This is a genomic window from Oscillospiraceae bacterium CM (assembly GCA_022870705.1).
Taxonomy (GTDB): Bacteria; Bacillota; Clostridia; order Oscillospirales; family Oscillospiraceae; genus Sporobacter.
Map to the genome: position 1 here is coordinate 993602 of CP072107.1, position 18465 is coordinate 1012066.

Here is an 18465-nt window from a genome sequence, read left to right on the forward strand (position 1 = left end):
TGGAATAAAATTTTGGCTAAATTTCAAACGCGTCCTCACCGGGCGTCTCGCCCGGCTTCTTTTTGTGAAGAAACTGCGGCCGCTCCGGTTCACGCTTTAAAGGATCGTAAATATATCGGCGGCACGCGCCGTGCGCCGGCGTAATCCCGCGTTTGACGCAGGCGACCTCGCCGTCACTGATGATGGTTCCATAGCGGCAATGGGAACACGACGGGGCGATATGACGATTGAACAGCATGACAAAAACCTCCCGCAGGATAACGCCATCTCGTCACATTATACCGCGCCGGACAGGCACTTTCAATAAAAACGGCTCGATTCTTCGCACATAGAAATATATTTTTAACACCAATTCCCACTTGCCGCAACAGATGACCTGATTATCGCCATGGCCGGAGACGACCGCGGCGCTTTTTTTCTGCCAGACGCGCCGCCAAAATAAATAAGATAAGCACCGCCAGAGCGCTCAGACACGAGACCTGGGCCGCGGCGGTAAAATTAAGCGACGCGATGCCTTTGACCTGCTGCGCGAGATAAACGGCCGCCGGGAGCTTAAAAACAAACAGCCTTGCCAGAAAATAGGCAAGGACGGCTGACAAGCCGCCCTGAATGATTTTACCGTAAATATAGGTTCGGACGGACAAACCGCTGTCCCCGATAAACGAGAGAACCTGACAATGGACGGACAGACCCGCCCAGCCGAGCATGAATGCCGCCATCGCCATCGAGCCCGACAGCGTCCCAGACGCCCCCTGAAGGCTCCAAACGCCGCTCGTCAGCTCAATAAAGCCGGTCAAAAGGCGCTCGGCCCACGCGGCGTCAAAACCGAGCGGCGCGAAAACAGCGCCGATCAGACCGGCGAAAAACGGGATCACACCGGCAAAAAACAGCAGCCGGATGAATACGGTAAAAAAGATGACGAACCCGCAGATGTTCAGTGTCGTCTGAAAGGCTGAAACGACAGAGTCGGTAAACGCGGCGGTAAAACGCTTGGCGGCGATTTCCGGCAGCCGGGCGTCGCTGCCGCGGTCGGCAGCGGCCCCCCAGGAGCGGAAGATCACCCCGACGGCAACGGACGCAGCGGCGTGCGCCAGATAGAGAACGAGGCCAACGGCGCTGCTCGAAAAAATGCCCGCCCCGACGACGCCGAGGATAAACGCCGGCCCAGAGTTGTTGCAGAAGGACAAGAGGCGCTCAGCCTCGTTTTTGCTGCAGCTGCCGTTTTGATACAGCGCGATGACCGTCTTGGCACCGACGGGATAGCCGCCGACAAAGCCCAGAACAAATGCCGTGGCGCACGTCCCGCCGACGTTGAATAAAGGGCGCATGACAGGCTCCAGAAAGCGTCCGAAATAACGCGCGATACCAAGCTCAACGATAAGCGTCGACAAGACGAAAAACGGGAAAAGCGACGGAATGATGACGTTGAGGCATAGCGACAGCCCATCGCTGGCGGCCTTGATAGACGCGGCCGGATAGACGACAAGTGCCGCGACAGCCGTCAACAGCGCCAGGCATATGAGCGCGTCAAAAACTTTTTTATGAAACATGATACGCATCATGATGTCAACACCTTCCGGAAAAGCATATGCGCCGGAGGGCGTATTTTTTCCGTCCGGCGCATAAACATTAATAGCGCCGTACAGACGCGCGGGGAGGTAGCAATCGGTGAAGTCAGACAAAGTGAGAAACAGGCTCATAGACCGCGCCGTCGAAATGTTCGACCTTCCGGGTGAAGTACTCGCGGGGCAGCCGAAGCTGACGGTCACGGGGAACCGGCAAGTGCATATCGAGTGCCATAAAGGCCTCATTGAATATGACGGCAGTTTGATTGCTGTAAACGGCGGGGCCGTCGTCGTCAAAATCACCGGCGAGCGGCTGGAGCTCGTTTCAATGACCGCCGAGGAGCTGCTCGTTAAAGGGCTCATCGCCGCCATCGACTTTGAATAGAGGGATATCATGAAAAAAGCCATCAATTTCGTCCGCGGCAGCATCCGGGCCGAGGTGGCGTGCCCGTACCCGGAGCGGTTTATTAACCTTTGCGCGCAAGAAGGTATTGAATTCTGGGATTTACACTGCATTTCAAAGACGGACGTCCGTCTGACGCTGCCCATAAAAGGCTACAGTAAGTTGCGGGCGCTCGCCGAAAAGGCCGGTTTTGATGCAAGACCGGTCAAAAAGACGGGCGTCCCATTTTTTTTGTGGAAAATCCGCAAACGCTATGTCCTGCTCGCCGGGATGGTTTTGATGTTTGCCGCCGTCTGGAGCTCGTCTCTTTTCATCTGGGAAATTCACGTTGAAGGCAACGATAAGGTGACGACGCCGGAAATTTTGTCTGAACTGAAAGCGCATGGTATCGGCATCGGCACCTTCGGCCCGTCTATCTCGTCGGAGGCCATATCAAACGACTTGCTGATGAAGCTCCCGCGTCTATCCTGGATTGCCATCAACGTCAGCGGGAGCCGGGCAGACGTTTTGGTGCGCGAGCGCATTCCAAAGCCGGAAATCGTCGATGAAAATACCCCGTCCATGGTCTACGCCACAAAATCCGGCGTCATCACGAAAATGAGCGTTCTGGAAGGCGCGCGCGCCGTCCAGGAAGGCGCGACGGTAGAGGCGGGCGACGTCCTCGTGAGCGGCATTATGGATTCAATATCATCCGGGCGGCGAACCGTCCACGCGATGGGGGAAGTCACCGCGCGGACATGGTATGCGTTCTCCGCCCAGATCGTCCTGCCCGCATCGGAAAAAGCTTATACGGGTAAAACACAGACAAAAACAGCGGTTATCATTGCCGGAAAAAGGATAAATTTATATTTAAACGGTGGAATTGTGTTTGATGATTATGATAAAATAACAAAAACAACAGTTTTGCGGCTGCCGACGGGAAATATCCTGCCGATCGCGTTTGTTAAAGAGACGTATACAGACTACAAGCCGTCCGGTACGCAGATGTCCCTTTTAACAGCGACGGAGCTTTTGGAAAAGCGCCTGCTCGACCGGCTGAATAAAACAATCGGTGACGACGGGCAGGTCATCACAACAACGTTTGACACGGCCGTTAACGGGGACATCGTTGTCGTCACGCTGAAGGCCGAATGCACCGAGCAGATTGCCGCTCTGCGCCCCTTCACGGCCGAAGAGCAGCAGCAGGCAAAAGAGCAGCCACCAAAAACAAATGAAACGGAGAACTGACCATGGCGGAAAAGACGATGAGTGTCGACAGGCTGGAGCATATCATCAGCGTGTTCGGCTCCTTCGACGAAAATCTGCGCCTGATTGAAGAGGAACTGAGCGTTAAAATTACCGACAGAAATTCCGAGCTCGGCCTTTCCGGCGATGATGAAAACGTCGCCTATGCCGAACGGGCCATATCGGGCCTTTTGTCCCTAGCGGCGAAAGGTGAAAATATTGACGCGCGCAGCGTCCGGTATATCATTGGGCTTGTCCGAGAGGGGCAGGACGACAAAATCGGCCAGCTGGCGCGCGACGTGATCTGCATCACCGCCAAAGGCAAGCCCGTCAAGGCCAAAACGCTGGGGCAGAAGACATATGTCGAGGCAATCGGAAAAAAGACCGTGACGCTCGGCATAGGCCCGGCCGGTACCGGCAAAACGTATCTCGCTGTGGCCGCCGCTGTCGCCGCGTTTCGGGACAAGTCTGTCAACAGGATTATTCTAACGCGCCCGGCCGTCGAGGCGGGCGAGCGCCTCGGCTTTTTGCCCGGCGACCTGCAAAGCAAGGTTGATCCGTACCTGCGCCCCTTGTATGACGCGCTGTTTGAAATGCTCGGCGCTGAGACGTACACGAAATACCTCGAGCGCGGCAACATTGAGGTTGCCCCCTTGGCTTATATGCGCGGACGGACGCTGGACGATGCGTTTATCATTTTAGACGAGGCGCAGAACACCTCCCGCGAGCAGATGAAAATGTTTTTAACGCGCCTCGGCTTCGGGTCAAAAATCGTCATCACGGGCGATATCACGCAAATCGACCTGCCAAGCGATAAGACGAGCGGCCTCAAAGAGGCCATGCGTGTGCTGGAGGGTGTCGACGATGTGGCCATCTGCCGCCTGACAGGGGCCGACGTTGTCCGCCATGTCCTTGTCCAGCGGATTATTGACGCATATGACCGCTATGAGAAAGTGAAGCCGGAAACCGGCAAGCAGGCGCCGGGCAGGAGAAGAAAAAGTGAAAAAGCACCGCATTGACGTGAAAAGCCGCGTCCTCACCGCCGGGTTGGAACTTGATATCGCCCTCCTGCGCCGCAGTATCGTGACGGCGCTTTCTATGGAAGATGTGGACAGGCCATGTTTTGTCAGCGTCCTTATTACCGACGATGCGGGTATCCGAGCGCTCAACAGCGCGTATCGTGGCAAGGACAGCGCGACGGATGTTTTGTCCTTCCCGCAGCAGGTGCTGACGCCGGGCTTTTTTGACCCCGTCTTGTCGGAAATCGACAGGGATACGGGCCTTCTGCCGCTGGGTGATATTGTCCTGTCGCTGGACAGGCTCAAAAGCCAGGCTAGAGCATTCGGCCAGCCGCTCGACAGAGAGATGGCGTATCTCACGATCCATTCTGTTTTGCACCTATTGGGCTATGACCACCTCGACGAAGGGGAAGAGAAGCGGCGTATGCGTGCCCGCGAAGAGGCCATTTTGGAAAAGGTTTGGATAAGCGGATGAAAAAGAGTTTTCGCTGCGCGTTTTCTGGAGTTATTTTCTGCCTGAAGTCCGAGCGCAACTGCCGCGTTCATCTGGCCGCGGCGATCTATGTGTTGCTGTCGTCGGCCATCTGCCGCCTGTCGGCCGGTGAGTGGGCACTCGTTTTGCTCTGTATCGGCCTTGTGACCGGCGCGGAGCTTCTAAACACGGCAGTTGAAAAACTCTGTGACGCGCTCAATCCCGAATACAGCGCCGCCATCGGACGCGTCAAAGATATGGCGGCAGGCGCCGTTTTGATGGCCGCTCTTTTAAGCGCCGCCGTCGGTGGGATCATTTTTTTCAACGGTGAAAAATTGACGCGGTTTTTTGCGTTTACAGCCTCGCACATCGCCGTAACGGCATTCATGCTTGCCTCGCTACCGGCTGCGGCCGCACTTGTAATCAGGAGATATGATAATGACAGCAAAAACAGCCATGATCACCATCGCGGGGAGACCGAACGTCGGTAAATCGACGCTTTTAAACGCCCTTGCCGGAGAAAAGATCGCCATCGTTTCAAATAAACCGCAGACGACGCGCAACAGAATCACAGCCGTCGTCACGCGGGGGGACACACAGTTTATCTTTCTAGACACGCCCGGTTTTCATAAGGCGAAAACACGCCTCGGCGATTTTATGGTCGGTATTGTCAAGGAAAGCGTTGCCGAGGTTGACGCCGTCGCCCTCGTCGTCGAGCCGGTTGAAACGGTCGGCACGCAGGAGCAGCTCCTCCTGGAACAGCTGAAACAAAACGGTGTTCCAGCCATCCTCGTCATCAATAAAATCGATACGATTAAAAAAGAGGCCTTGCTGCAGGTCATTGCGCGCTATACCGAAGCGTATGCGTTTGGCGCAGTCGTTCCCATTTCGGCAAAGCAGGGCGACGGCCTGACAGATCTTCTTGATGAGCTGGAGAAATTTGCCGAGCCCGGCCCGGCGCTCTTTCCGGAGGGCATGGTGACCGATCAGCCGGAAAAACAGATTGTCGCTGAGCTCGTGCGCGAAAAGCTTCTCGTCTGCCTTGACCGCGAGGTGCCGCACGGGACGGCCGTCGAGGTGACGAAGTTTTCAGAACGGGACGACGGCATCATCGACCTTGACGTCACAATCTACTGCGAAAAGCAGAGCCACAAAGGCATCATCATCGGCAAAAACGGCGAGATGCTCAAAAAAATCGGCCAGCTCGCGCGTATCGACATCGAAAAATTCATGGGTACAAAAGTCTTTTTGCAGACTTGGGTTAAGGTGAAGGAAAATTGGCGCGACAGCCAGACGCTGCTCCGCAATTTCGGTTATACGGATAGCTGAGTTTTAAGGTGTGTCGTCGAAACAACACATTTCGACATGCTGAAAAAATTACCGCTGATATTCGCAAGTTGCCCGATAACAATAAACTTATCGGAGGTGACCGGCGGTGACTTCGGAAAATCTTTGGGATCTCTTCGCCGAGACCGGCGACGTTTCTTATTACCTTTTGTATGCCGCAGCAAACCGGGACAGAGCGCCTGTTATGGAAAGCGACATGACAGACCGCCCGGCGGCGTCGTAAAATCAACGTGCAACATAAAGAGGCCTGCCGCAATAACAGGCAGGCCTCGCTGTCAAAGGAATAAAAACCGATGTACATAAACACGACGGGGCTTGTTCTGCGCGAGACGGCGTATAAGGATTCAAGCAAAATATTAACGGTTCTGACGTCGACAGAGGGAAAGCTCACGGTGTCGGCTCGCGGCGTCATGCGCCGGAGCAGTGCGCTTGCCGCCGCCGCGCAGCCGCTGGCGTATTCCGAAATGACGCTCTTTCAAAGCCGTGACCGCTGGACGCTGACGGAAGCGCGGACGATTGAGCTCTTTTCCGGCTTGTCACGCGATGTGACGCTTTTATCGCTCGGCGCGTATTTTGCCGAGCTCCTGGAAGCCGTATCCGATGAGGACAGCCCGAATCCGGATATCTTGTCGCTCGGGCTCAACGCCCTGTATCTTTTAAGCACGGGGGAGAATAACGAAAAGCGCGTTAAGGCCGCTTTTGAAACACGCCTTTTGTGCCTGGCCGGTTTTGAACCGGCTGTCTTCTCCTGCCATGTCTGCTCGCGGGCGGATGTTCAGTCGCCTGTTCTTGACCCCGTCGGCGGGGGCGTTCGCTGCCGCGTGTGCGGTGGCGGGGAGGCGTTACCGCTCTGCAATGCGTCGCTTGAAGCGCTGCGCTATATCGTCTCAGCCGACGCGAAAAAAGTCTTCTCATTCAAGCTTGAGCCTGAGGCGCTCCTGCGATTGTCCCGCGCCGCGGAGTCCTACGCGCTCGCCCAGCTTGGCCGCGGCTTCAAAACGCTGGACTATTACAAGGGGTTGCTGTAAGCAATTGCGCCAGGGCGGGCATGGAAACCCGCCCCTACCGAATCTTGTCGGTCAGCTCAAATCATTTACAACGCGACGGTACAACGAGATGAGCGGCGCAAAAAATAAAATCCTCTGGCAGAGAAATTTCTACGAGCATATCATCCGAAATGAGCGGGATTACAGCGATGTCTGGAAGTATATCGATGACAATCCGGCAAAATGGGCGGAGGATACATACTATAGGCCTTGAAGGTATCACACATGACGCTGTTTGAAAAGTCACTGAAAACAATTGAACTCCCGGCTGTTTTGCAGCTTCTGGCTGCCGAGGCGTACACCCCCGGGGCCAAGGAGGCAGCGCTCGCGCTGACCCCGTCGGACGATCCTTGGGTTGTGCGTGCGCTTCTGGCGGAAACGACGGCCGCGAAGACGATGATGGTCCTGCGCGGCAGCCCGTCCTTTTCCGGCGTGCGCGACGTGCGCAGCGCCGTGCGCCGGGCGGACAGGGGCGGCGTATTATCGACCGGCGAACTTCTCGACGTCGCGGCTGTCTTGCGTGCCGCCGCCGACGCTGTTGCCTATGCCGCCGGCGACAGAGCGGAAAAAACACCGATTGATGATCTGTTTAACGCGCTCGTGCCCAATAAATATCTCGAGGGGAAAATCTCGACAAGCATCGTCGCCGTTGACGAAATTGCCGATTCAGCGAGCGCCGCGCTGTCGGACATACGCCGGAAAATGCGCCTTGCCGGTGACAGGGTCCGTCAGACGCTTCAGAAAATCATCGCGTCGCCAACGTATGCAAAAGCCTTACAGGACCCCATCATCACGCTGAGAAACGACCGGTATGTTGTCCCGGTGAAGGCCGAGCAGAAATCGGCCGTCCCGGGCCTCGTCCATGACGTCTCCGCCTCCGGCGCAACGTTATTTGTCGAGCCGATGGCCGTTGTGCAGCTCAATAATGAAATCCGTGAACTGCTCGCCGCGGAAAAACAGGAGATTGACCGTATTTTGGCGGAGCTTTCAGCCGAAACGGCAACGTTCGGGGAAGCGATCATTGGCAATGTGACAACGCTGTCCGCCCTCGACCTCATCTTTGCCAAAGCAAAGCTGTCATACCGGCAAAACGCTTGCGAGCCCGCCATTTCCGAGGACGGGCGGCTTCATTTCCGCCGCGCCCGCCACCCGCTGTTAGACCCCAAAACCGCCGTTCCCATCGACGTGCGCCTCGGCGGGGAGACGGACACGCTCGTGATTACAGGCCCAAACACGGGCGGCAAAACCGTCGCATTGAAAACACTTGGCCTTTTGTCGGCAATGGCCGCGTGCGGCCTCCACCTGCCGGCGGAGGACGGCAGCAGCGTGCCGGTTTTCAAAAACATTCTCGCCGATATCGGTGATGAGCAGTCCATCGAGCAGTCTTTGTCAACGTTCTCTGCGCACATGACGAATATTGTCGCCATCCTTGAACACTGTACAGACGGATCGCTTCTTCTGTTCGATGAGCTCGGCGCGGGCACAGACCCCGTTGAAGGCGCGGCGCTGGCTGCCGCGATCATTGACAACGCGCGCCAAAAGGGTGCCGTGACCGCCGCGACGACGCACTATCCGGAGCTTAAGCTGTACGCTATGACGACAAAGGGCGTTTTAAACGCCGCTTGCGAGTTTGATGTGGAGACGCTCCGCCCCACTTATAAGCTTTTAATCGGCGTGCCCGGCAAATCAAACGCCTTCGCCATTTCCGCCCGACTCGGCTTGCCGCAAGAGATCATCCGTGACGCCGCCCGGCGCGTTGACACCGGCAGCGCGACCTTTGAAGAGGTCCTTGGGAACTTAGAGCAGCTGCGGCGCGACGTGGAAGTTGAGCGCGAAACAACGCGCTGTCTCTTGCGGGAAGCCGCTGAAAAGGCTCAAAAAGCCGAGGAAAATTTAGCCGCGACGGCGCGTGAGCGGGAAAAGGCGGCGGCTATTGCCCAGCGCGAGGCGGATCGCATTTTAAAATCGGCGCGCCAAACGGCCGACGACGTGATGGAGGAACTTAAAGAAGTCCGCCGTGCATCGTCCAAGGCCGACGGCTGGCAAAAGGCGAACGCCATGAAATCAGACGTTTACCGCCGTCTTAACGAGGCGGAAAGCGCCCGGCGCAACAGTACGTGGGAGACCGTAGCCGAGACGCCGCAGCGCCCCGTCGCACCGGGGGACACGGTGATGCTCGTCGGGCTCGGCACAACGGCGACGGTCGCCGACATTTCACCCGACGGGACGCTGTCCCTTCAGGCGGGTGCCATGAAAATTACAGCCCGGCCGGAAGAGGTACGTCTTGTTGAAACGCCGAAGGCACAGCGCCAAAAGGCAGTTATCCAATCATCGGCGAAGCTCCATACGGTCGGCGCGAGTTCGGAAATCGACCTGCGCGGCATGATGACGGATGAGGCGATTCCCATTTTGGAACGTTATCTGGACAACGCACGGCTTGCCCGCCTCCAGACAGTCACGGTTATTCACGGCAAGGGCACCGGCGCTTTGCGCCAAGCCGTGCATCAGAGCCTCCGGCGAGACAGCAACGTCAAATCATTTCGTCTTGGCCGCTACGGCGAAGGGGAGATGGGTGTCACCATTGTCGAACTCAAGGGATAATAAACGCATTGTCATTTGTACTGAAATTCGTATTATCGACTTGACGATGCCGCACCTGTTTGGTAAAGTATGAGTTAGAACAACGACTTGAAGCGTGAATTATCAGAACCTGCCGTATTCATTAGGAGGAAACGCTCATGTATATTAAAAACGCGACGATCAGGAATCAGGTTGGGCTCCATGCAAGACCGGCCATCTTCTTAATACAGAAAGCAAACGAATTTAAAAGCGGCCTCTGGATTGAAAAAGACGAGCGCAAGGTCAATGCGAAAAGCCTTCTTGGTGTGTTATCACTCGGCGTTGCCAAGGGCGCGGTCATCAGCATCGTCGGCGACGGGCCGGACGAGGTCGAGGCCGTCGACACGCTTTGCCAGCTGATTGACTCCGATTTTGCCGAATAACGCTTAAAACAAAAGAGCCTGCTTTGCAGGCTCTTTTCTTATGATAAAGGCCGCCGTTAGTCGGCGGCCTTTGCGATATGCTCTTTTAAGAATAGAATCGCTTCCCGATACCCCTCAAAGCCCTTGCCCGCAATCGTTTTCAGGCACGCTTCCGACGTGTAGGAGCGCTGCCTGTAAGCTTCCCGGCTTGTGATGTCGGAGATATGCACCTCGACGGCAGGCAGCGCCACCGCTTTGAGCGCGTCCAAAATGGCAATGCTCGTATGCGTATAAGCGGCGGGGTTTATGACAATGCCGTCGGCCGTTCCGTACGCGTTTTGAATGGCGTCGACGATTGCACCTTCATGATTTGACTGAAACAGCTCGACTGCGACACCGGCGTTGTTGGCCGCGCCGCCAATGAAATCGAGCAGGTCGCTGTAGCTTTGGCTGCCATAGATGCCCGGCTCGCGTAGACCCAATAGGTTGAGGTTCGGCCCGTTAATCACAAGAAATTTCATCGTTTAGCCCTTCTTTTGTTCAGAATCAGACAGCGGGATACCCGTTAAATGCCCGTTGCCGCCCGGATGGACGCGACGGTCTCATCAACGCTCGTGACGGTGATGCGATGGTCGCACCAGCTGCTGTAAAGCGGCAAACGCTCTTCGGCAAGCGCCGAGACACCCAGCTGCTGCGACAGCGGCCGCCCGGAAACGGGGAGATCAGTCAGCGCGCGGTCGAGAAAGACACAGACGCTGTTTTGCTGGATGAGCTGCAGATTTTCGGGCGATTTGACGATGCCGCCGCCCGTTGCAATCACCGTGCCGCTCTCCTTGGAAACGTCACGCAAAATATCCGTCTCCAGCCGACGGAACGACGACTCTCCCAGTTGGCTGAATATGGCGGGGATACTTTTCCCGGCCCGCGTGGCAATGAGCTCGTCGGTGTCGACAAACGGGCGGTTTATCGCGCGTGCAAGCGCTTTGCCCGTCGTTGATTTGCCGCTGCCCGGCATGCCGATGAGGACGATATTGCGTGTCGTCCCGGCGATGTTTTCGGTGATCTCGTCAATAACGCCGTCGTCGATCGGCCTGCCGGTGAAGAGCTCGGCGGCGCGCTTGGCCTGCGCAACGAGCATGGGAAGCCCGCCGATACAGGGCATACCGCGCGCCGCGGCGTCAAGCATCAATGATGTCTTCGCCGGATTATAAATAATGTCGATGACGGCCTCAAGATTCGGAAGCAGGCCGAGGTCAACGGGTGACGCGCCGTTATAGGGGTACATACCGACGGGTGTTGTGTTGACGAGGAGGGCGGCATCCGCATGGCCTGACAGATTGTCATAATTGTCCGCGCCGCCGCGCGAAACGGTAACGACGGCGGCGGCCTTATCGTCTGTCAGGACGGCCCGAACGGCGAGGGAAGAGCCCCCGCTGCCAAGAACGAGCGTCTTTTTGCCCGCAGCGGTTTTGACGACCTTTTTGAGCAGGTACAAAAACCCGTCGTAGTCGGTATTGTCACCGACAAGCGCCCCGTCCGGCCGCCGCGTGATCGTGTTGACGCTGCCGATGGCTTTGGCCTTGTCGGTCAAGCCGGACAAAAACGGGATGACCGTTTTTTTATAGGGAATCGTCACGTTTAGCCCGTCAAAATCCCCTTGGTTCAAAAAGGCGGCGACATTCTCCGGCGCGACTTCATAGAGCTTGTACGCATAATCGCCAAGGCTTGCGTGGATAAGCGGGGAAAAGCTGTGCGTGAGCTTTTCCCCGAGCAGACCATACTGTTTCATACGATTTCCGAATAGCTGCCGAGATACCGGAACTCGTCGCAGATGGCGTCAAGCTCGCCGATGAGCTCGGTAAACTGCGGGGAGTAGACGGGCGTATCAAGGTCGAAGTAGAACATAAACTCAAAGTCGCGGTCGGGGAGGGGGCGGCTTTCCAGCTTGATGAGGTTGATGCCAAGCGCGTAAAAGCGGGCGAGGATTCTGTACAGAGAGCCCGGCTTGTGCGGCAGCGCCAGCATGATGCTCGTTTTGTCAGCCCCAGGGTAGATTTCAAGCGCTTTCGAAATGCAGATAAAGCGCGTATAGTTGTTGCCCTTGTCCTGAACGGAATCGGCAAGGCTTAAGAGCCCGTACAGGTCGGCGCAATTGCGGGAGGAAAGCGCCGCAACGTCCTTCCGGCTCGAGTCTGCGACCAGCTGGGCGGCAACGGCCGTGTTTTCACACGCGGTAATGGTGACGCCGGTCAGTGTTTTTATAAAAGCCGCACACTGGTTGATCGCCTGCTCGTGGGAGTAGATTTCCTTGATGTCCTTGAGTGCGGTGCCTTTTTTGGCAAGCAGGTTGTGGTCGATTTTCAGCCGCACGCTGCGCACAATGTAAAAGTGATAGTTCATCATGAGGTCGTAGATTTTATTGATAGACCCCGCCGTGCTGTTTTCCAGCGGCAAAACACCATATTTGCAAAGGCCCGCGTCAATGGCAGCGAAAACGCTGTCAAACGTTGAGCAGTAAAGGATGTTCGGCAGAGCGAAAAGCTTTTCGCAAGCCAGCTGCGAGTAAGCGCCCTCGATGCCCTGACAGGCGACGACGGCGTCCCGCGGGAAGAGTTTGGCTGTCTCCTCAACGGCGGTCGTGATGTCTCCGACAAGCGGCGAAACGGGGTGATAGTATTTCTCCTGATACGACCGGCTGAGGTCAAACAGGAGTGTGTAAAGAGACGCCGTGTATGTGCGCAGTTCTTCCGGCGTTTTTTCGACGATGGCATTGAGCTTCAGCCGTTCGCGCGCCGGGTCAAAGATCGGCAGGCTGTTTTCTTTCTTGTAGGCTGCAAGCGCTGCTGAAATTTCCATCCGGCGCGTAAATGCCCGGATGATGTCCTCGTCGACACGGTCAATCTCTGTTCGGAGGTCGTTGATATCCATGGTGTTGCTCCTTATCTTTGATAGCCCTTAAAGGCGATAAACGCGTCTAAAACGGCAATAGCGGCGGCCGCCTCGATAACAGGGACGGCCCGTGGGACGATCGTGGGGTCGTGACGGCCGTGGATGGAGAGCGTCACGTCTTTTTTACCGGAAAAGCTCACGCTTTTTTGCTCCCTGGCAATCGACGGCGTCGGCTTGACGGCGGCGCGGAAGACAAGCGGCATACCGGACGTAATGCCCCCAAGAATGCCGCCGTGGTTGTTCGTGCGTGTTCGAACGGTGTCGCCGTCCATGTAAAAGCTGTCGTTGTTCTCCGACCCGCGCAGGCGCGCACCGTCAAAACCACTGCCGAAGTCAAGGCCCTTCACAGCCGGAATGCCGAAGACAATGGCGGCGATGCGGCTTTCCATGCCGTCAAACATCGGGTCACCGAGCCCGACAGGCAGGCCGACAGCCGCGCATTCAATAATGCCGCCTAAAGAGTCGCCGTCTGCGCGTGCCGTGTCAATCAAGGCGCGCATCGCGCTGCCCGCCGCGTCGTCAAGTACGGGGAAGTCGGCACCGTGCAACAGCGCAAGGTCACCGGACGTGATATGAGCCGGGTCAAAGCGCCGGTCGGCAACAGCGCCAAGCGCGGCAATATGCGCGGCAACCTGAATCTGCTCTCGCTGCAATAGTTGAAGGCAGATGCCGCCGGCGATACAGAGGGGAGCCGTCAGGCGGCCGGAGAAGTGACCGCCGCCGCGAATATCATTGGCGCCCTGAAACTTCATATGCGCCGTAAAGTCGGCGTGCGCCGGGCGCGGTACATCCTGAAGGTCGCCGTAATCGCCGGAGCGTGTATTCGTATTACGGATGACGGCCGCCAGCGGCGCGCCGCACGTCACGCCGTCCACAAGGCCGGAGAGAATTTCCGGCCTGTCGAGCTCCTTACGCTGCGTTGAATAGCTGTTATTGCCCGGCGCACGGCGGCATAAGAACAGGTCGAGCGCGTCCAGATCGAGCCTTTCACCGGCAGGCAGCCCGTCGATGACAACGCCGATCGCCGCACCATGTGACTGCCCGAAAATCGAAATTTTTATGTTCTGCCCATAGACGGATGCCATTTAAACGACCTCCTCAAAAGTGCCGCCCATCGCGGCAAAATCACTGAAAAATCCGGGGTACGATTTGGAGACGGCCTCAGCCCCGGTGATGACGACGGGGCCGTCGCAGACGGCGGAAGCCACGGCGGCCGTCATCGCGATGCGGTGGTCACCGTGGGCATGAACCGTCCCGCCGATGAGGCGCTTTTTGCCGTATATGATAAGGCCGTCCTCGGTTTCCGTGATGTCGGCGCCAAGCGCCGAGAGCGTCTCCGTGACGGTTTTAAGCCGGTCGCTTTCCTTAATACGCAGCCGCCCGGCGTTATAAATGCGTGTTTGCCCGTCTGCGACGGCAGCAACAGCCGACAGCACCGGGACAAGGTCGGGCGTGTCGCCCGCGTCGATGTCAATACCGCGAAGCGTACCGCGCGAGACGGTCACGGTATCCTCAGAGACGGTGACAGTTGCGCCGAAGCGCTTTAAAACAGTAAAAACAGCCTTGTCGCCCTGCAGGGACGACGCGCTGAGATTCGTTACGGTAACGCTTTCTTTGCCGATTGCCCCGGCGCACAGCCAAAAGGCGGCGTTTGACCAGTCACCCTCGACGCGCACCGACCCCGGCGCTCGAAACGTCTGATTTCCCGGGACGATAAAGCGGTTCTCGGCGGCGGTGACGGTGATTCCGAACCGGCTAAGCACGTCGAGCGTCATGTCGACATACGGTCCGGATTCCAAGGCGCCGGTGATGTTGATGACGCTGTCCTCGCCGAGCAGTGGGAGGGAAAAGAGAAGCCCGGTGATATACTGTGATGAGATGTTGCCCGCTATCGTATAGCGCCCTCCCCGGAGCTGCCCGCCGGTGTGCAGCGGGTTTTGGCCCTGCGGTGACAGAGCGCAGCCGTGGGAGATCAGCTCCTCGTATAGCGGGGAAAGCGGGCGGTTTGGGAGGCGGCCGCTCATGTGAAGCGCCGTCGTCGCGCCCAGCGCGCAGCAGACGGGCAGCATAAAACGCAGTGTCGAACCGCTTTCCCGGCAGTCGAGTGCTTTCTCGCCGGTGACGGGCGTTTGAACGGGCACAACCTCAAAGATACCGTGACGATAGGTGATCTGCGCGCCCAGTGCACCAAGGCACGCGGCTGTAGCGTCAATATCGGCGGACGTCTCGCCGCAGGCGACGCGTGACGGCGCATTCGCCAGCGCCGCGGCAATCAGCAGCCGGTGCGCTTGCGATTTCGAGGCGATAGCCGGGAGCGCACCGGAGAGGTGAGAAGGGGTAATTTTGATATCCATCAAGAGGCTCCTTAATTCTGCGGCCTTATCCTGTAGGGGCGGATTCCATATCCGCCCGCCGCTCTTGCGAGGCCGCCCTGTGTCGGGACAGACCATGTGTCTGCCCAATTCATTTCGTATCATTCCGTCGGGGCAGACCGCGTGTCTGCCTGTTTGGCACGTTTACAGCCCCAGCGCGAAAAAGCCCTCAAGCCGGTCGACCGGCATCTCTTCCAGCGTACAAACGCCGATTTCCTTCGGCAGGACGAGCGTGATGGTGCCGCCGCTGCGCTTTTTGTCGCTGCGGGCAGCGCGGGCCAGTGCGTCCGCCGTTATGTTTGTTTCCGTCGGCAGGCCGTTTGTCTGGATTCTATCTATTATCGAAGCGCTTGTTTCTGTGCTGCAAAAGCCCGATTTGGCGCTTGCCCGGGCGATGACGGCCATGCCAACGGCAACGGCACACCCATGTGAGATAGAAAAATTACTTAAAGCTTCAATCGCGTGGCCGACGGTGTGGCCGAAGTTTAAGAGCTTCCGCGGCCCGGATTCCCGCTCGTCTCGGGAGACGACGTCGCGCTTGATGGCGTCGCAGCGGGCGATAATGTCGTCAAGGCGCGGCGCAATCGGCTCGGCAAGCATAGAAAACAGTGTCTTGTCGGCAATAACGCCGTATTTGATAATTTCAGCCACGCCGTCTTTAAACGTCTCGTCACGAAGCGTTTTCATGACGTCGGGGTCACATAAAACAAGGTTGGGCTGATAAAAAGCGCCAGCCAGGTTTTTTCCGGCGTTGAGGTCAATGCCTGTTTTGCCGCCGATTGATGAATCGACAGCGGCCAAAAGCGTTGTCGGTAGCTGGACGAAATGAATGCCGCGCAGGTAGGTGGCCGCGGCAAAACCGGCCAGATCGCCGACGACGCCGCCGCCCAAAGCCGCGACAACATCTGTGCGCGTGAGCTGACTGTCGGCAAGAAAATTTAAAAGTCTGATATAATTTTCAGCGTTCTTAGAGCTTTCGCCGTTCTCAATGACAAATCGAACGACGGTGTACCCGGCCGCTGACAGCGTCTCGACAAGCTGATCGCCATAGAGGGCGTTCACAACATCGTCGGTCACGACACAGCAGGTGCTGCCGCCGGAGGCGGTACGAATGCGCACGCCCGCGTCGGCAAGCAAGCCGCGTTCAATACAGATGTCATACGTTTTGGAGGCGTTTACTTGAATCGTTTTCATCGGCCGTCCAGTTCCTCTTTAATTAATTTGCCCTCGCTGAGCAGGTCGCGCAGTGTCTGACTGTCGCCCGCCGCCAGCGCGTCCCGGTATTTTGTCACGGACGCGATGAAAAAATCGAGCTCATGGAGCAGCGCGTCGCTGTTTTCAAGAAACAGCTCCGACCACATGTCTGGATTGAGCCAGGCAACGCGCGTTAAATCTTTGTAGCTGCCCGCCGAATAACCCTTGTGGCGGCGTGCCGTCGGGCTTTTGATAAATGCGTTGGAGACGAGGTGCGCCATCTGGGACGTAAAGGCGATCATCTCGTCGTGCCGTTCGGCCGTCGTCATCGTCAAGTGCCCAAAGCCGACGGGCTCGAGCGCCTTTTCAAGACGGTCATACAGGCCAATATCGTCAAAAACAGGGGGGACGAGGATCATCGAAGCGCCTTTAAAAAGCGTTGCCCGGCTGTACTTAAAACCGGCGTTGTGCGTCCCGGCCATCGGATGTCCGCCGACGAACGTAAAGCCATACTGCTCGGCAAGCGCGAAGCATCTGTCGCAGACAAAGCGCTTGACGCCGCAGCAGTCGATGACGAGCGATTTTTTTGATATGGCTGGGGCGGCCTTTTCAAGATATTCAACAGCATCCTTCGGATAGAGCGCCAGAAGCAAAACGTCGCACCGGCCAATATTATCGGCTGTCAAAGGGCTGTCAATCGCCCCGGCGACCTGCGCGATGGAGCAGACGGCGTCATCGGCGTCGTGACCGAACACCGTGATGCCGGGGCACGCTTTATAGGCCTTGGCGAGGGAGCCGCCAATGAGGCCGAGGCCGACGATTCCGATGGTCATTCGCCTAGCACCTCGCGGATCCGCCGCACCCTTTCGGCAACCTCTTGAAATTGTTCGGGGGTGAGGGATTGTGCGCCGTCGCACAGGGCGTTGGCCGGGTCATTGTGGACTTCAATCATGAGGCCATCAGCGCCGCAGGCTGCCGCTGCCTGTGCCATGGGCTTGACAAGCTTGGCCGTACCGGTTGCGTGGCTCGGGTCAATAACAACCGGCAGATGCGTCAACTCCCGCAGCATCGGCACGGCGGAAAGGTCGAGCGTGTTGCGCGTATATGTCTCAAACGTGCGGATACCGCGTTCGCAGAGAATAACGCGCTCGTTGCCCCCGGCCATGATATACTCGGCGCTCATTAAAAGCTCTTTGAGCGTATTGGCAAGGCCGCGCTTCAATAAAATCGGCTTGCGCGTTTTGCCGAGCTCTTTGAGCATCTCAAAGTTCTGCATGTTCCGTGCGCCGACCTGAATAATGTCAACGTCCTCGAAAAGCGGCAGATGGCTTTGGTTCATGATCTCCGTGATAATCGGCATGCCCGTTTTTTTCTTGGCCTCCAGCAAAAGCTCAATGCCCTCGGCGCGCAGGCCCTGGAAATCATACGGCGAGGTGCGCGGCTTAAACGCGCCGCCGCGAAGGATCGTGGCGCCCGAGGCTTTAACGCTTTCGGCGATACTCGTAATCTGCTCGGCCGACTCGACGGAGCACGGCCCGGCAATGATCTGAAAATGCCCACCGCCAATGAGAAGGCCACCGCCGATATCAATCACGCTGTCGTCCGGATGAAACTTTCTGTTGGCGCTTTTAAACGGCTCGGTGATGCGCTTGACCGATTCGACCATATCAAGGCTCTCCAAAAGCTCGACATCCACCTTGCTCGTATCGCCGATCAGGCCGAGAATCGTCCGGTACGAACCGATGGAGACGTGCACATCAAGCCCTCTGCTTTTAAACCATTCTGTCAGACTGTCAACTTGCTGCTGGGTGGCACCCGGCTTTAATACTGCTACCATAACTGTGTTCCTCCTCAATTGTCTGTGAAAAAAACTAAGGCCTCGCAGCGATCACA

Annotated in this window: 19 protein-coding genes; 9 read left to right on the forward strand and 10 right to left on the reverse strand. The window is 57.1% G+C overall.

Annotation, left to right across the window (positions count from 1 at the left end):
- Positions 1-16: 16 nt before the first annotated feature.
- Together IZU99_04980 and IZU99_04985 are read right to left on the reverse strand one after the other, a co-directional pair.
- Positions 17-238, reverse strand: coding sequence for a hypothetical protein (locus tag IZU99_04980; protein UOO38604.1), 222 nt, complete (start codon positions 236-238; stop codon positions 17-19).
- Between the two features lie 142 nt (positions 239-380).
- Positions 381-1562 (reverse strand): sporulation protein, encoded by a 1182-nt coding sequence (locus IZU99_04985; protein UOO38750.1) that lies wholly within the window; start codon positions 1560-1562, stop codon positions 381-383.
- 106 nt (positions 1563-1668) lie between these two features.
- Between IZU99_04985 and IZU99_04990 the strand changes: the two genes are divergently transcribed.
- From IZU99_04990 to IZU99_05030, 9 genes are all read left to right on the forward strand, one after another.
- A complete protein-coding gene (locus IZU99_04990) occupies positions 1669-1950 on the forward strand; it encodes a YabP/YqfC family sporulation protein (protein UOO38605.1) in 282 nt (93 codons plus the stop codon).
- Between the two features lie 9 nt (positions 1951-1959).
- Positions 1960-3195, forward strand: coding sequence for a sporulation protein YqfD (gene yqfD, locus IZU99_04995; protein UOO38606.1), 1236 nt, complete (start codon positions 1960-1962; stop codon positions 3193-3195).
- Between the two features lie 2 nt (positions 3196-3197).
- Positions 3198-4211, forward strand: a complete 1014-nt coding sequence (locus IZU99_05000) for a PhoH family protein (protein ID UOO38607.1) — start codon at positions 3198-3200, stop codon at positions 4209-4211.
- Between the two features lie 79 nt (positions 4212-4290).
- Positions 4291-4686: an rRNA maturation RNase YbeY gene (gene ybeY, locus IZU99_05005; GenBank protein UOO38751.1), complete on the forward strand. Its 396-nt coding sequence runs from the start codon at positions 4291-4293 to the stop codon at positions 4684-4686.
- The gene (locus tag IZU99_05010; protein ID UOO38608.1) at positions 4683-5174 is read left to right on the forward strand and encodes a diacylglycerol kinase family protein; all 492 of its coding nucleotides are present in this window, start codon (positions 4683-4685) and stop codon (positions 5172-5174) included. Before ybeY ends, IZU99_05010 begins: the two co-directional genes overlap by 4 nt.
- Positions 5140-6012, forward strand: coding sequence for a GTPase Era (era, locus tag IZU99_05015; GenBank protein UOO38752.1), 873 nt, complete (start codon positions 5140-5142; stop codon positions 6010-6012). The genes IZU99_05010 and era overlap by 35 nt, the downstream gene beginning before the upstream one ends.
- A 311-nt stretch (positions 6013-6323) precedes the next feature.
- Positions 6324-7058: a DNA repair protein RecO gene (gene recO / locus IZU99_05020; protein ID UOO38609.1), complete on the forward strand. Its 735-nt coding sequence runs from the start codon at positions 6324-6326 to the stop codon at positions 7056-7058.
- 243 nt (positions 7059-7301) lie between these two features.
- A complete protein-coding gene (locus tag IZU99_05025; GenBank protein UOO38610.1) occupies positions 7302-9677 on the forward strand; it encodes an endonuclease MutS2 in 2376 nt (791 codons plus the stop codon).
- 137 nt (positions 9678-9814) lie between these two features.
- Complete coding sequence (locus IZU99_05030) at positions 9815-10078, forward strand: HPr family phosphocarrier protein (GenBank protein UOO38611.1); 264 nt, start codon at positions 9815-9817, stop codon at positions 10076-10078.
- 56 nt (positions 10079-10134) lie between these two features.
- On the opposite strand, the gene aroQ is transcribed toward IZU99_05030, so the two are convergent.
- The 8 genes from aroQ to aroF form a co-directional block, all read right to left on the reverse strand.
- Entirely contained in the window at positions 10135-10578 is a 444-nt protein-coding gene (aroQ, locus tag IZU99_05035; protein UOO38612.1) for a type II 3-dehydroquinate dehydratase, read from the reverse strand.
- Positions 10579-10622: 44 nt separating this feature from the next.
- The gene (locus IZU99_05040) at positions 10623-11846 is read right to left on the reverse strand and encodes a shikimate kinase (protein UOO38613.1); all 1224 of its coding nucleotides are present in this window, start codon (positions 11844-11846) and stop codon (positions 10623-10625) included.
- Positions 11843-12979 carry a chorismate mutase gene (locus IZU99_05045; protein ID UOO38753.1) on the reverse strand — a complete coding sequence of 379 codons (1137 nt, stop codon included), beginning with the start codon at positions 12977-12979 and terminating at the stop codon, positions 11843-11845. The genes IZU99_05040 and IZU99_05045 overlap by 4 nt, the downstream gene beginning before the upstream one ends.
- 17 nt (positions 12980-12996) lie before the next feature.
- The gene (gene aroC, locus IZU99_05050) at positions 12997-14091 is read right to left on the reverse strand and encodes a chorismate synthase (protein ID UOO38614.1); all 1095 of its coding nucleotides are present in this window, start codon (positions 14089-14091) and stop codon (positions 12997-12999) included.
- Complete coding sequence (aroA, locus tag IZU99_05055; protein UOO38615.1) at positions 14092-15360, reverse strand: 3-phosphoshikimate 1-carboxyvinyltransferase; 1269 nt, start codon at positions 15358-15360, stop codon at positions 14092-14094.
- A 162-nt stretch (positions 15361-15522) separates the two neighbouring features.
- Entirely contained in the window at positions 15523-16572 is a 1050-nt protein-coding gene (aroB, locus tag IZU99_05060; GenBank protein UOO38616.1) for a 3-dehydroquinate synthase, read from the reverse strand.
- A complete protein-coding gene (locus IZU99_05065) occupies positions 16569-17405 on the reverse strand; it encodes a prephenate dehydrogenase/arogenate dehydrogenase family protein (GenBank protein UOO38617.1) in 837 nt (278 codons plus the stop codon). The genes aroB and IZU99_05065 overlap by 4 nt, the downstream gene beginning before the upstream one ends.
- A complete protein-coding gene (gene aroF, locus IZU99_05070; protein ID UOO38618.1) occupies positions 17402-18409 on the reverse strand; it encodes a 3-deoxy-7-phosphoheptulonate synthase in 1008 nt (335 codons plus the stop codon). Before aroF ends, IZU99_05065 begins: the two co-directional genes overlap by 4 nt.
- Positions 18410-18465: the final 56 nt, after the last annotated feature.

Bases quoted from the DNA above. Each gene is read 5' to 3' on its own strand.
- IZU99_04980 (UOO38604.1), bottom strand. From the start codon at position 238: ATGCTGTTCAATCGTCATATCGCCCCGTCGTGTTCCCATTGCCGCTAT.
- IZU99_04985 (UOO38750.1), bottom strand. From the start codon at position 1,562: ATGATGCGTATCATGTTTCATAAAAAAGTTTTTGACGCGCTCATATGC.
- yqfD (UOO38606.1), top strand. From the start codon at position 1,960: ATGAAAAAAGCCATCAATTTCGTCCGCGGCAGCATCCGGGCCGAGGTG.
- IZU99_05000 (UOO38607.1), top strand. From the start codon at position 3,198: ATGGCGGAAAAGACGATGAGTGTCGACAGGCTGGAGCATATCATCAGC.
- ybeY (UOO38751.1), top strand. From the start codon at position 4,291: ATGGAAGATGTGGACAGGCCATGTTTTGTCAGCGTCCTTATTACCGAC.
- IZU99_05010 (UOO38608.1), top strand. From the start codon at position 4,683: ATGAAAAAGAGTTTTCGCTGCGCGTTTTCTGGAGTTATTTTCTGCCTG.
- era (UOO38752.1), top strand. From the start codon at position 5,140: ATGATCACCATCGCGGGGAGACCGAACGTCGGTAAATCGACGCTTTTA.
- recO (UOO38609.1), top strand. From the start codon at position 6,324: ATGTACATAAACACGACGGGGCTTGTTCTGCGCGAGACGGCGTATAAG.
- IZU99_05025 (UOO38610.1), top strand. From the start codon at position 7,302: ATGACGCTGTTTGAAAAGTCACTGAAAACAATTGAACTCCCGGCTGTT.
- IZU99_05030 (UOO38611.1), top strand. From the start codon at position 9,815: ATGTATATTAAAAACGCGACGATCAGGAATCAGGTTGGGCTCCATGCA.
- aroQ (UOO38612.1), bottom strand. From the start codon at position 10,578: ATGAAATTTCTTGTGATTAACGGGCCGAACCTCAACCTATTGGGTCTA.
- IZU99_05040 (UOO38613.1), bottom strand. From the start codon at position 11,846: ATGAAACAGTATGGTCTGCTCGGGGAAAAGCTCACGCACAGCTTTTCC.
- aroC (UOO38614.1), bottom strand. From the start codon at position 14,091: ATGGCATCCGTCTATGGGCAGAACATAAAAATTTCGATTTTCGGGCAG.
- aroA (UOO38615.1), bottom strand. From the start codon at position 15,360: ATGGATATCAAAATTACCCCTTCTCACCTCTCCGGTGCGCTCCCGGCT.
- aroB (UOO38616.1), bottom strand. From the start codon at position 16,572: ATGAAAACGATTCAAGTAAACGCCTCCAAAACGTATGACATCTGTATT.
- IZU99_05065 (UOO38617.1), bottom strand. From the start codon at position 17,405: ATGACCATCGGAATCGTCGGCCTCGGCCTCATTGGCGGCTCCCTCGCC.
- aroF (UOO38618.1), bottom strand. From the start codon at position 18,409: ATGGTAGCAGTATTAAAGCCGGGTGCCACCCAGCAGCAAGTTGACAGT.